Raw genomic sequence first — 13,001 nt, 5'->3', positions numbered from 1 at the left:
GATGTTGAACTAAGTTTTGATGATATTTGCGACATGAGACACAATTAAACAATAGGAGACATCAAGAATAAAAAAACGTAATCATTAGGAAAATACTCAATTGTTAGTCTAAGCCGATTATAAAAAATAGATAATTTATCGAGTCACATGGTGAGTGAATATTTAAAAGTAGAGATGGAAGAAGAAAACAATCACCATGTATTTAATTTTACCATTCTCTGTTGTGAAACATCGATACTAAAAATGAGACAAATGTCGCTTTGTGTTGTATGAACTATACAAACAGGGATAATTGGATTTATTTGTGATATTTGTTCAAATGTATTTCAATATAAATTATTTTATTATCATGATAATAATTTGGATGATAGTTATATTTCACTATATCTTCTTTTTTATCAATTAGTAGTGGTCATATTATGATAACTGTTCATGATATTTTCAAAGTATTATCTAAATAGTTTAAATTAAGAATTATTTGTTGATAAAATGTAAATATAAATATATTTTGTAAAAATCAATTACAGAAAAAGACTCAATATGAAAGCAAGGATCGCATTTTTATTGACGTTGAGCTTCTCAGCTCAGGTTTATTCCGGCTCTCCGCCTCAGGATGAAAAACTACTCCAGTCACTGATTCAACGTGGTGTTATCTGTCAAGGTTTAACCTACGAAGAACAGCAAGAAGCACTGCGTATTTATCTGCATAGAAAAGCCAAAATGCATCCGGATAAATCGTCAGAAGCTAAATCATCAGAAGCATCTGAAACAACTGTTTCGAAATCATGCATTGCACCACCTAAACAATAATTTCACCCACAACGAACCTGTTTGTTTTGATTTTATCCTTGATCAAAATTCAGGAAGAGTTGGCTATTTGTAACATAAAAAAATAAGAAGGATTATCCAATGATAAAAATGAGGAAAACCTTGCTCGTAACAGCAGTGATGAGCTGTATTGGCATCAGCAGTTATACCCATGCACATGCTCCGGTCGATATGGGGGTTGTGAATGAAGAAAAACTGATTGAAATGCTGATTCGCAAGGGTGTGGTTGATCGTCATGCCTCTGAAGAGGCCAAATACCGTGCACTCAAAGCATACTTGGCAAAAAAAATTGATCAGGGCTTTCGTGGTGATGATCAGCTTGGGAAGAAAGCACTGTTCAACCGGGCAAAAGTGCTAAAAGCAATGAAAGCAGGGAAAGGGAGTCAAAAACACAATGTTTTTGCGCTGGATGTTAGCCAGAAGCGTAATGATAAAGTGCTTGCCTTGTTGATTGATTTTCCTGATTTGCCATGGAATGACAACCGGCTGACCCCAGAACTGACCGATATGTTCTATGCCGATTATCTGCCTGAACATTATCAGTCGTTATTATTTTCTGATACCGGTTATGACGGTCCGAACGGGCAGAATCTGATCTCAATGCGTCAATATTATCATCAGGAATCCGGTGATAGTTACGGGGTGTCCGGTCAAGTCATGGGATGGTATCACGCGACACATGAAGCGGCTTATTATGGGGGGCACAGTGAATCCGGTGGCAATGATGTCAACCCACAGCAACTGGTTCGTGAAGCGCTCGATCAACTAGCTAAAGATCCCAATATCAACCTTGCTGATTTTGATATTGAAGATCGCTACGACTACGACAATGATGGCAACTACCGTGAACCGGATGGTGTGATCGATCACCTGATGGTCTTCCACTCATCAGTTGGCGAAGAAGCCGGTGGTGGGGTGTTGGGTGATGATGCGATTTGGTCACACCGCCATAACCTAGGACAGTTTTATGTCCTGAAAGGCACACAGAGTAATGTCCCGGGCCGGTTTAACGGCCAGTATGCAGCCTATGACTATACCATGCAGCCCATCGATGCGGCCGCGGGGGTTTGTGCTCATGAATATGGACACGATTTGGGATTACCCGATGAATATGACACGCAATATACCGGTAAAGGTGAACCGGTCTCTTACTGGTCAATTATGTCTTCAGGCAGTTGGGCCGGAAAGGTTCCGGGCACAGAACCGACCGCATTTTCGGCCTGGTCGAAACAGTTCTTGCAAGATGCCGTCGGTGGTAATTGGGTCAACCCGACAGAAGTGACGTTAGATGAGCTAGCACAACATGCCAAAGTGATTAAGCTGCATCAGACCAACGATACTGAGCAACAAAATCTGATTAAGATTCCGCTGCCGCCGAAACAAGTTGAAGACTTGCCACCGTATGAAGGCAGTTATGATTTTTATTCAGATAAAGGCGATAGCCTGAAGAACAAAATGCATCGCACTTTAATGGTGCCGAATGCATCCAATGTGACGTTGAAGTTCAAAGCGTGGTATCAAATCGAGAAGGACTATGATTTCGCGAGAGTCACGGTGAATGGTGAGTCCGTTGTCGGCAATATCACCACCATGGACGATCCGCAAAACACGGGGCTGGTACCCGCGATTTCAGGCGAATCACAAGGCTGGGTCGATGCTGAATTTGATCTGTCGAAGTGGGCCGGTCAGGAAATTAACTTAGGATTTGAGTACATCACCGACGGCGGTCTGGCTATGGCTGGTCTCTATGTGGATAACCTGCAACTGGACTCGGATGGCGTAACAACGCTGCTTGATGATGCCGAAAGTACACCGACGTTCACTTTTGACGGTTTCCGTCTCAACAATGGTTTCCATACGGCTGACCATTACTATCTGCTCCAGTGGCGAAGCCATGAAGGTGTCGATGCCGGTCTGGGCCACTTACGGCGCTTCAACGATTTAATGTCGTTCGAACCGGGTCTGCTGGTTTGGTATGTGGATGAGTCCTTAACCGATAACTGGGTTGGCAATCACCCCGGTGAAGGCTGGCTCGGTGTGGTTGATGCTGACCAGAATACTTTGGTCTGGGCCAACAGTGCTCAAGCGGCACAAACTCGTTACCAAGTGCGTGATGCAGCATTCTCATTGCAAGATCAAGCGCCGTTGCGTCTGGTCAATAATGATGGCGATGTACTGGAAGATAGCAGCCTGATTGGAAATGCTAATTTTGCCGATGATCAGGATTACAGCAATCCCGGCCAACCCGATGCAGGGCGGTTATTGACTGAACTGGGACTACAAATCGACGTGTTGGAACATGGGGAAAATAATCAATATGGTGTGATTAAGATCGCCCGGCAATCGACACCCAATGCGGCACCCGAGGCTGATTTTGATTTCACGGTAAGTGATCTGACCATCTCAACTGTTAACCGTAGCCAAGACCCTGACGGCAATATTGTCAGTTATCACTGGAATTTCGGTAACGGTCAGACGAGTACCGCAGCAGCACCGACGTGGACGTATCAAAAACCAGGGACTTATCGTGTTTCTTTAACGGCTACCGATGATCAGGGGGCAACGGATAGCGTCAGTAAATCGGTCACTGTGTTTGAACCGAGTCAGGCACCGATTGCACGCGTTTGGCATTTCAATTTCTTTCGGACTGTGATGATGTGGTCAACGAGTTGGGATGAAGACGGACATATCGTTGATACCAAATGGACACTTCCCGATGGTGAAGAGAAGCATGGTGTGTCGCTGATACATACGTTCCCTAAACGTGGTCAATATGAGGTGTTATTGACGATTACAGACAACGATGGAAAGACGACAACCAAAATCATTCATATCAATCTATAACGGTCCGTTTCTATCGCCCGTTTCTATTGACAGCAATGTGTTTTGACACAGACAAAGTGCAACCTTTCGGTTGCACTTTTTGCGTCAAAGCAACGTGATAAAACCAAGTTGTACCCCGTATATTTATTGTGGTATGACCAGTTTTCGATTACGCTGCTTTTTATCGAATGAATGGATGCAATGCAGAGCAAGGGGAAAATCATGAACCTTTATTTCCGTTTCATGTGGCTTTTGATTTGGCGGATGCGCTTTTGTCGGCGTCTCGGTTTGTTGGATAATTCCCGATTAGGATTTCGCGCCTGGCCAACGGATTGTGATATCAATTTACATCTGACGAATGCACGTTATCCGGCACTCATGGATTTAGGCCGCACTTATCTGTTGGCGGAAATGGGGTTGTTGAAACCGTTTCTCAAGCGCAGTTGGTTGCCGGTCGTCAATGCTTCTGAATTCACGTTTATACGTGCGATCAAGCCCTTGCAAAAATTCCATATTGATAGCCGTATTCTCGGTTGGGATGAGAAGTATTTTTATCTGGAACAACGATTTACCAGTGAAGCCGGATTACATGCGATTGCGAATATCCGTGCCTTGTTTATCTGTAAAGGCCATAAAGTGGAGACGGCTCAATTACTCCGGGTCGCTGACTTCGAATTACATCATGCACCGGAGCTGCCACAAGACATTCAAAATTGGAAAGCCTTGTTACAAATGAAGAAAGAGCAGAATGCGATTTGAGGATTACCAATCATGCAGTAGCGTATCACGCGTTGATACTCTTTGCTGTTCTCTCAAATGTAAAGCCGATCCGTTGCATCATCCCTTCAATCATCCGAATTTGTGCTTCGCTGACCCCTGCGGCTTGTAAGTCGACCAATAATTGCTCGGAAGCCATTTGAAATGGTTCGCTATGCCGACCTTGGGCGGCCAATCCATAAGCGTCTGCCAATACCGTCTGCCAATGTCGGTACGATGAGGTGTGTTGATTCAATCCGAGCGTGTTTAACATTCGGCTGAAACGCAGAATAATATGGCCGAGATTGAGCCCCGTCAGCACAATATCTGTCATTCTTTGTCGCTCCGGTGTTGGTTCTCCGGCGATGGAGCGGAGAAGTCGATCGGTCATTCGGGCGTTAAAACGGGTTTCTTCATTTTCCTGATGAGATGAGAGTGACTTCAAATCCTTCACCGTTGCTCTTAAGACGCCTTTTTGAATCAGTTTCAGACTGGGGCCGGTGATAATTTGGAATAGCCAATACAACAGGTAACTGCCGCAGATAATTCCCAGCCCGCTACTGAGCGCGAAGTCGATAGAAAATGACAGGCTCATATCCGGCCCGGGGCGAGTCAAAATCGTGAACGGAATACAAAAGCCGAGCCCGTAAGGCAGGGTCGGACGGTTTGCCAATGCCAGAAGACCAAGAAAATAAGGGCCGGCCAGAACCATCAAGAGCAAAATATAATCGGCCGAACTTTGGGCCAGAATATTCAGTGCATAAAAAATGGCGACACCAACAGCTACGATGGCACTGATCGTCAGTCGTTTCAGCACGATGGTGACAATGTTGAGTGGTAAACGCGCCATCATCATCGAAAAGACGACGGGCAGAATCATCATCAGGATCACCGCGGATGAGCCGGTAAAAATCCAGAGTGTCGCAGAAATGGCGAACACACTCACGGTTCTCAATGCGACGGAAATACCGATCCACGGATCGCGATGGGGTTGAAACTTCGGCGCATGGAGTCGCGTGCCTTCACGGTGGAAAATCGCCTGATAGGTGGTTAAGACCACGACCAGATCCGCCGACATTTCCATAGCAACTTTGATCAAGCGTAATTCTATCGGGCTAGGTTGCTCCGTAGACTGCTTGAGGATGAGCAGTTTTTGGCGCAGATTTTTCGCAATTTGGTAGCAGATTTGTCGGTCCGTTTCTACTTTCATCTGGCAGACGGATTCGCGGATATGCCGGACGATTTCATTGAGAAACGGGCTATCCAGCTCGGGGTGATAACGTTTGACCCGGCCAAAGATTTGAATCACAGCCAGCAACGACATGATTTTGTTATTCAGCAGAGAAATAGCCCGATAAATACTGGGACCTTGCGGGCCTTCATACTGAACCGCACTGGTACTTTCATTCAGTTGGGCCAGTATTTCCAAAATTGAGTCAAGCGCCTGATGGCGTTCCTGATGGGTTTTGTGTTCGTCCAGCTCATGATCGAGATAATGCAATGTCCGATTGACGACCACACGGGATAGGTCGTGCAGACTGTCTTTGATATGTGTCGGCCAGAAAAACAGGCTGATGAATGTGGCGCAGACCGAACCGACAATCAGCTCACTCATCCGTGCCTGAGCGACATCAAATACAGTATGGCTGGAGATTGTTGCTGCCGGTTGCGCCATGGTCAACACAACGATGAGTATCGGTGTCATACCAGCCATCGTATAGGCATAGGTGGCATTGGGATTACGTACCATGGCAGAGCTATACGCCATGATTCCCAGCCAGAGCGCCAGTGCCGGTAATGCCAGTTCCGGGAATGGCATCAACCCGTTCATAATCAAAATGCCGATGCAGCCCCCGATCAAGGTGCCGCTGATTTGGCTGATTCCTTTTTCGATGACCAGTCCGCTTTCGGGTCTGATTTGCAGAAACACAGCCGAGACCAGCGCCCAATAAGGGCGATCTAACTGACAATACATTGCCACATATAATGACAGGGCCATTGCGATAATCCCTTTGGTGGCAAAAATAACTGCCGAACGCTGCGGGAAAAAGATGGCCTTGGCGAGGACGGATGCACTCACTCAGCTGATTCCTGTATGGTGATTGAAGCGGTCATGCCGGCACTGAGCTGCTGTTGATCGACTTGATCATCCAGCCGGATATTCACCGGAATACGCTGAGCGAGCCTGACCCAGTTAAATGTTTGTTGGATCTGCGGTAGTAACTGACTGTTGGTATTGGTGTTGCTGTTTGCAATCGCACGACCAATGCTCAGCACTTTACCGGTCAGCGGGGGTTGTCCGTTCATCAGTTGAATCGTCGTGGGCTGTCCGAGCTGGATTTTGGCGATTTTCGTTTCTTCAAAATAACCGGTGATGTAGAACGAGTTCTTTTCAACTAATGCCAGCACAGACGTCCCCTGGCGGACGTAATTCCCGGAGCGTAAGTTCAGATTAATCACCGTACCGTCAAATGGTGCCGTTATTTTAGTTCTTGCGAGATTGAGCTGCGCTTCATCTAACTGGGCCTGAGCCAGTTGATAATTTGCTTTGGCGATATCCATGTTGATTCGGGCGGTTTCCAGATCTTCACTACTGATCGAATCTTGATTCGGCAGATTTTTACGCCGTTCATATTTGTGCTTTGACAACTCCCAAGCCGCAAAACGATTTTTCAGGGTCGCATTGGCCTGAGAAACAGCAATCTCGTAACGTTTCGGATCGATCTGGAACAGCGGTTGTCCCTGATGGACGGCTTGATTATCGTTGACCGCAACCTGTGTGACAAAACCGGAGACATCCGGTGAGATGGTAATGATATGGGCGTTTACTCTCGCATCTCTGGTCCAGGGCGTCAGCATATAATGATGCCAGAGCCAGTAACCGGAGCAGACGGCGATCAGGATCATGATGATAGTCGAAAATTTTTTCATCGCGTTATGCTCCATAGAGTGTGATAGAAAGAGATAAAATACAGACAAAAAGACTGACTAACATCCATGCTGGTTTCCAGATTTTTGCATAGAGACCGGTGTGAAATAGCACGATCCGGATAAGGTACGTGATCCCGAGTGCGAGAGGGATGTAAACCACCAACGGACTAAAGAGCAGCCCTAAAAATGGAATTTCGTGTAACACTGATGCTCCCTTAAATTAAGCTGTCATGGGCTTCATGACAGTCATGCGATAGATGAGATCAAGATACTGCTTTGGCGCTCCCGCAGGCAGGAAGTTGGTTATGATACGACGTTTATATCACGCGGAAAAGAACAGCATGGGTTGCTGCATGGTATCCTGACCAGTGCTAGGGGCTGTTAACCTTTCATGGTTGAATTTTGTTCAATCTGAACGGGTGTTGATCGCGGCGCGGGGTATGCCGCTTAGCTATCCTAAGCAAATGACCCGTAACAAAGAGCAAGACACGTTCAGATGAACCCTCTGGGCAGCATTTGTCGCTCATTTATCCAGCGTTAGGTCATAGTTCATGTAGATCGCTACACTTCACATGACCTGCCTTGACTAAATGCACGACAAATTGCTGCAAAAACCATCACGAAAGGTCAACAGCCCCTACCGAAGATGTTACGCCGAAGCGATTTGGGCGATATCAATTCATGCTAGCGCATTCTTATTAACAAGAAAAGTATTAACAAGAAAAGCATTCAAACGGTTCGGTTTCATCATCTGAGTCGGCCTGATCAAGGGGAGAAATCGCACACCTCGTTTCGTCCAACAGCCCCTAGTGTAAACGTTTCCACAGTGTGGTTTTAATCACAGAAACAGAGAGAGTGGTGCTGTTAGACTCACATTTTATTTAGGGATGATGACTGGCAAGCTGAACGCGTGCTGAAAGAGCGAATGGTTTGGCACTGGTCGTCTTCAACCTGAATGGTTCATGAGTTTTCTGTCTGCATTCATGCATAAAGAGTAAGTGACAATGACAAATCAATTATTTGATCCGAGTGCTCATCCTCATCGCCGTTACAACCCGCTGACCGGGCAATGGGTACTGGTCTCGCCACATCGGGCTAAACGTCCATGGAGTGGGCTCAACGAACCGCCCAGTCACAGTGATGTACCATCCTATGATGAATCTTGTTTCTTGTGTCCGGGTAATCAGCGGGTTTCAGGAGAGGTGAACCCTGACTATGCGGGCACTTATGTCTTTGGCAACGACTTTGCAGCGTTGATGCCGGATTCTCCCGCTGCACCTGAAACCGACAATCCGTTGCTGAAAGTGCAGGGCGTGCAGGGATTAAGCCGCGTGATATGCTTCTCTCCTGATCATAGCAAAACGTTGCCGGAACTTGCGCCACAACAGATTCGTCAAGTCATTGAGACATGGAATGCGCAAATCGAAGAACTGGGGCAGTCCTATGTTTGGGTACAGGCCTTTGAAAATAAAGGTGAACTGATGGGCTGCTCTCAGCCGCATCCGCATGGTCAGATTTGGGCCAACAGCTTTCTGCCGAATGAAATTGAGCGTAAAGATAAACAGCTGAAAGCGTATTTTGAGCAAAATAGCTCTAATCTACTGGTCGATTATGTTCAGACTGAGTTGAATGATGGCTCGCGAACCGTGGTCGAAACGCAACACTGGCTGGCGGTGGTGCCTTTCTGGGCGGTGTGGCCTTATGAGACACTTTTGTTGCCGAAAACGCATGTGCGTCGGATGAACGATCTGACCGATGAACAGCGCGATGATCTGGCACTGGCTATCAAAAAACTCACCTGCCGATACGACAATTTATTCCAATGTTCCTTCCCTTATTCGATGGGGTGGCATTATGCGCCATTCTTTGAGCAAGGGACGGATATTGACCACTGGCAACTGCACGCGTTGTTTTATCCACCGTTACTACGTAGTGCGTCGATACGTAAGTTTATGGTGGGTTATGAAATGCTGGCTGAAACGCAGCGAGATCTGACAGCGGAACAAGCGGCGCAGTATTTGCGTGATGTCAGTGAGATTCATTATAAAGAACAATAAAGAGAAACAAGATGTCGAATCCAATTCAAAATGTAAAAACATCATTCGCCGAAGTTTTCGGATATCAGCCGAGTCATCTGATTCAGGCGCCCGGTCGCGTCAATTTGATTGGTGAACATACCGATTACAATGATGGGTTTGTTTTGCCTTGTGCAATTAATTATCAGACGGTTGTGGCTGCCGCGAAACGTCAGGATACCCGTATTCGGGTGGTGGCTTGTGATTATCAGAATGCGGTCGATGAATTTGATCTCAATGCACCGATTGAATTTCAGCCTGATAATATGTGGGCGAATTATATCCGTGGTGTGGTGAAGTGCTTAATTGAACGCGGCTATTCGCTATGTGGTCTGGATATAACGGTCAGTGGTAATGTTCCCCAAGGCGCAGGATTAAGTTCTTCTGCTGCGCTGGAAGTCGTGATTGGACAAACATTTAAAGTGTTACTGAACCTTGAAATTAGCCAGCAAGAGATTGCGTTGAATGCGCAACAGGCAGAAAATGAATTTGTCGGCTGTAACTGTGGGATTATGGACCAACTGATCTCGTCGGAAGGGCATGAAAATCATGCATTGTTGATTGATTGCCGGGACTTAACGACTCAGGCGGTGTCGCTCCCCTCCGAGATGGTTATCATGATCATCAATTCAAATAAACAGCGCGGCTTGGTTGACAGCGAATATAATACGCGTCGTGAGCAGTGCGAAGCAGCGGCGCGTCAGTTTGGTGTCAAAGCGTTACGGGATGTGACGCTGGAACAGCTAAACGCACGGTTCAGTGAGCTGGATGAGGTTGTTGCCCGAAGAGCCCGGCATGTGATTACTGAAAATGACCGGACTCGTAAAGCGGCCCAAGCCCTTGCTGCCGGTGACATCCACACGGTTGCCGAACTGATGGCACAGTCCCATATGTCAATGCGGGATGATTTTGAAATAACAGTACCAGAAATCGATATACTGGTAGATTTGATAAAAACGGAGATCGGCGAACAGGGTGGTGTCAGGATGACCGGTGGTGGCTTCGGTGGATGTGTGGTTGCATTAGTGCCGCCTGCATGCGTGGCAAGAGTCCGGACTGCCGTTGAGACGCAGTATCAAGCTGCGACTGGTTTGCAAGCATCTATCTATGTCTGCCGATCGACACAAGGGGCAGGCCTGATTTCCGAATCATGAGGACATAATTATGCAAAAATCATTTGCCGAACAAACATCGGCAGAGCATCAAACGCAATGGAAAGACTCGGTTGTTTTGCAGAACTCGCGCGGGATGCGTCTCGAACTTACCCCGATGGGAGCCACTTGGCTCAGTTGCCAGTTACCACTCGGTCAGGGGGAAATGCGAGAAGTGTTGCTGGGGGTTGATTCTGAACAGACGTTGCTGACTCAGACAAGCTATTTGGGGATGACTATCGGGCCTTATGCCAACCGAATTGCCAATGCTAGTTTTACACTGGATGGCAAACAATATGAGCTTGATGCGAATGAAAACGGTAATTGTCTGCATAGTGGCAAACATGCGTTTCACAATCGTCGCTGGGATGTCGCGGAACTGACAGACAATCAAGTCCGGTTTGCTACCACATCTCCGGATGGTGAGATGGGATTCCCCGGTGATTTAGTCGTTTCGGTAACGTATACCGTGACTGAAGCTGATCAGGTGTTGATTGAATATCATGCGACAACGGATAGACCGACGCCCGTTAGTCTGACCAATCACGCTTATTTTAACCTGCACGGTGCCGATCTGGGAGACTCTTGTCTCGACCATTCTCTCTGGTTAGATGCGGATGCGTTTTTGCCGATTAGTGATACAGGAATTCCGCTCGGGTCGCTGCAAGATGTGACTGGCACCGGTTTTGATTTTCGGCGTACCAAACAAGTGCAAGCTGATTTAATGCAAGATCAGCAGCAAATGACCGCGCAAGGCTACGATCATGCCTACTTATTCCGCGCTGAACGTGATTTAGCGAGCCGCGTGGCATCATTAACCAGTGCTGATGAGCGGATTCAGATGCATGTCACCACCACGATGCCGGCTATCCAGCTTTATACCGGTAACTGGCTGACAGGCACGCCGGGACGTGGTGATCATGTCTACTCCCAATATGCGGGGATTGCTTTAGAAACGCAGTTTTTACCGGACTCCCCCAACCATCCTGAATGGCAACAACCCAGCTGTATTTTAAAACCGGGTGAAACCTATCAGCACACAACTTGTTATCAGTTTGAGTTTTAACAACTGCCCCGATATGCAGTTGTTGAAGCATATTGATGTACGTCTATGATAATATGCCGGAGCATTGTTATTCGGCATATTATCAGTGATCACGCAGATTAAATCGTACTATTCCTTTCGCTGACAATGTCACTCATATACTCAACAAACTCAATTTCAAATCCTGCCGGGTCAATAAAGTAAATATTTTTCCGATGTGGGTGTGCTGCGCCATCTTTTGCAATGTCGAACCCGGCATCAGTCAGGCGAGTAATGACAGCGTCAAGGTTATTGGTGACATAAGCAAAATGTGCTAACCCAACTTGATGACCAGTCAAGTCCCGGTTTTCTCCTTCACCGTTGTCACTGATCGCTAGGTATTGATAATCGTCGCCAAAGTGGAGCCATGTCCGAGCTTTACCGTACCAATCCGATACACCTTGATCTCTGATATGCCAGTGTGGAAAAACTGCCTGATAAAATTTCAGCATGGCAGGAATGTCATCTTTCCGGACAACCAGATTAACGTGCTCTAAATGAATCATCATGAACTCCTTATCTTATTTTGAGAATTTATCGCCAACGATATGATTGGGTTTGGCATCAAGATGTCTCGTTACTCATTATTGTTAACTCATGAGCGAATATAAAACCTCAAGTTAACTTGAGGTAAAGCATTTTTTTAATTTTTTTGTTTGAGTTACACAACGCCAGATGTTGCGTTGGTTTTGGGAAACCGCACATCAAGTGATTGAGTCAAATGTATTGTTCTGCGATGATGGTTTAGTTTCGATACGTCGTACTTCAATGGGGGCGTCCGTACCGGAAAACATACAACAATCGAGGAGATATTTAAGATGGAGTTCCCTATCCATGGAGCCTGCCCGTGTGGTCAGGTCACCTACGAATTACTTGCTGCACCGCAAAGAGTCATTGCTTGCCATTGTCAGGAGTGTCAAAAGCTGTCCAGTGCACCTTTTAGTGTCACAGCGCTGATCTCTGCTGAAAATATTCGTTTCTCCGGAGAAATGAAAGAGTGGCGTCGAGTTGCCGAGAGTGGCAATACCAATGTTGCTAAATTCTGCCCGGATTGTGGTGTGCGTATTTATCATGTAAATCCGGCGAAACCGGACGCCATCAAATTAAAATTGAAGCCAGCCGGATTGGCTGACGATACGCTTTTTGCACCATCACTTCATACATGGACGAGTGAAAAATTGAGTTGGGATATTATTCCGGAAGGAATGCCGACGGTCGAAAAACAGGCTTGAGCGCGTTGCATTTTGCTCGAAAACCGTCCTGATTTTTGCTGAACACCACAAATCGACGACAGCCATGGAACTTGGCTGCCGTTATTGAAAGGCGAACGCTGAATCAGTGAAGTACACTGTT

General features: G+C 46.5%; 11 protein-coding genes. 7 read left to right on the top strand and 4 right to left on the bottom strand.

What is annotated here, in order from left to right; genetic code table 11:
- Window positions 1-540 precede the first annotated feature (540 nt).
- The 3 genes from MKS89_RS19600 to MKS89_RS19590 all read left to right on the top strand — a co-directional run bounded on the left by MKS89_RS19600 (window position 541) and on the right by MKS89_RS19590 (window position 4,410).
- The gene (locus tag MKS89_RS19600) at window positions 541-810 is read left to right on the top strand and encodes a hypothetical protein (RefSeq protein ID WP_072955459.1); all 270 of its coding nucleotides are present in this window, start codon (window positions 541-543) and stop codon (window positions 808-810) included.
- Window positions 811-909: 99 nt separating this feature from the next.
- Window positions 910-3,672: an immune inhibitor A domain-containing protein gene (locus tag MKS89_RS19595; RefSeq protein WP_072955462.1), complete on the top strand. Its 2,763-nt coding sequence runs from the start codon at window positions 910-912 to the stop codon at window positions 3,670-3,672.
- 201 nt (window positions 3,673-3,873) lie between these two features.
- Window positions 3,874-4,410, top strand: a complete 537-nt coding sequence (locus tag MKS89_RS19590) for a thioesterase family protein (protein ID WP_072955744.1) — start codon at window positions 3,874-3,876, stop codon at window positions 4,408-4,410.
- A gap of 25 nt (window positions 4,411-4,435) precedes the next feature.
- Here MKS89_RS19590 and MKS89_RS19585 read toward each other — a convergent pair whose 3' ends face one another.
- From MKS89_RS19585 to MKS89_RS19575, 3 genes are read right to left on the bottom strand one after another with little or no spacing between them, the layout of a single operon-like run.
- Window positions 4,436-6,487, bottom strand: a complete 2,052-nt coding sequence (locus tag MKS89_RS19585; protein ID WP_072955465.1) for an FUSC family protein — start codon at window positions 6,485-6,487, stop codon at window positions 4,436-4,438.
- Window positions 6,484-7,338, bottom strand: a complete 855-nt coding sequence (locus MKS89_RS19580) for an efflux RND transporter periplasmic adaptor subunit (RefSeq protein ID WP_072955469.1) — start codon at window positions 7,336-7,338, stop codon at window positions 6,484-6,486. The genes MKS89_RS19585 and MKS89_RS19580 overlap by 4 nt, the downstream gene beginning before the upstream one ends.
- Window positions 7,339-7,342: 4 nt before the next feature.
- Window positions 7,343-7,543 carry a DUF1656 domain-containing protein gene (locus tag MKS89_RS19575; RefSeq protein ID WP_072955472.1) on the bottom strand — a complete coding sequence of 67 codons (201 nt, stop codon included), beginning with the start codon at window positions 7,541-7,543 and terminating at the stop codon, window positions 7,343-7,345.
- A 799-nt stretch (window positions 7,544-8,342) separates the two neighbouring features.
- On the opposite strand from MKS89_RS19575, the gene MKS89_RS19570 reads away from it, so the two are divergent.
- The 3 genes from MKS89_RS19570 to galM are packed head-to-tail and all read left to right on the top strand — an operon-like array spanning window position 8,343 to window position 11,630.
- A complete protein-coding gene (locus MKS89_RS19570) occupies window positions 8,343-9,395 on the top strand; it encodes a UDP-glucose--hexose-1-phosphate uridylyltransferase (RefSeq protein WP_072955475.1) in 1,053 nt (350 codons plus the stop codon).
- An 11-nt stretch (window positions 9,396-9,406) separates the two neighbouring features.
- The gene (gene galK, locus MKS89_RS19565; protein ID WP_072955477.1) at window positions 9,407-10,567 is read left to right on the top strand and encodes a galactokinase; all 1,161 of its coding nucleotides are present in this window, start codon (window positions 9,407-9,409) and stop codon (window positions 10,565-10,567) included.
- Window positions 10,568-10,577: 10 nt separating this feature from the next.
- Window positions 10,578-11,630: a galactose-1-epimerase gene (gene galM / locus MKS89_RS19560; RefSeq protein ID WP_072955479.1), complete on the top strand. Its 1,053-nt coding sequence runs from the start codon at window positions 10,578-10,580 to the stop codon at window positions 11,628-11,630.
- A 98-nt stretch (window positions 11,631-11,728) separates the two neighbouring features.
- Here the strand turns inward: galM and MKS89_RS19555 are convergent, their stop codons facing one another.
- The gene (locus MKS89_RS19555; protein ID WP_072955482.1) at window positions 11,729-12,154 is read right to left on the bottom strand and encodes a VOC family protein; all 426 of its coding nucleotides are present in this window, start codon (window positions 12,152-12,154) and stop codon (window positions 11,729-11,731) included.
- Between the two features lie 312 nt (window positions 12,155-12,466).
- Here MKS89_RS19555 and MKS89_RS19550 point away from each other — a divergent pair, with 312 nt between their 5' ends.
- A complete protein-coding gene (locus MKS89_RS19550; protein ID WP_072955485.1) occupies window positions 12,467-12,880 on the top strand; it encodes a GFA family protein in 414 nt (137 codons plus the stop codon).
- The last annotated feature ends 121 nt before the right edge of the window (window positions 12,881-13,001 follow it).

Origin of the sequence: Vibrio gazogenes, assembly GCF_023920225.1 — a bacterium.
Lineage (GTDB): Bacteria > Pseudomonadota > Gammaproteobacteria > Enterobacterales > Vibrionaceae > Vibrio > Vibrio gazogenes.
The sequence above is the reverse complement of the archived record's forward strand: the minus strand, read 5'-3'. Positions and strand labels throughout refer to the sequence as shown.

Bases quoted from the DNA above. Each gene is read 5' to 3' on its own strand.
- MKS89_RS19550 (WP_072955485.1), top strand. From the start codon at position 12,467: ATGGAGTTCCCTATCCATGGAGCCTGCCCGTGTGGTCAGGTCACCTAC.
- MKS89_RS19595 (WP_072955462.1), top strand. From the start codon at position 910: ATGATAAAAATGAGGAAAACCTTGCTCGTAACAGCAGTGATGAGCTGT.
- galM (WP_072955479.1), top strand. From the start codon at position 10,578: ATGCAAAAATCATTTGCCGAACAAACATCGGCAGAGCATCAAACGCAA.
- MKS89_RS19570 (WP_072955475.1), top strand. From the start codon at position 8,343: ATGACAAATCAATTATTTGATCCGAGTGCTCATCCTCATCGCCGTTAC.
- MKS89_RS19580 (WP_072955469.1), bottom strand. From the start codon at position 7,338: ATGAAAAAATTTTCGACTATCATCATGATCCTGATCGCCGTCTGCTCC.
- MKS89_RS19590 (WP_072955744.1), top strand. From the start codon at position 3,874: ATGAACCTTTATTTCCGTTTCATGTGGCTTTTGATTTGGCGGATGCGC.
- MKS89_RS19600 (WP_072955459.1), top strand. From the start codon at position 541: ATGAAAGCAAGGATCGCATTTTTATTGACGTTGAGCTTCTCAGCTCAG.
- MKS89_RS19555 (WP_072955482.1), bottom strand. From the start codon at position 12,154: ATGATTCATTTAGAGCACGTTAATCTGGTTGTCCGGAAAGATGACATT.
- galK (WP_072955477.1), top strand. From the start codon at position 9,407: ATGTCGAATCCAATTCAAAATGTAAAAACATCATTCGCCGAAGTTTTC.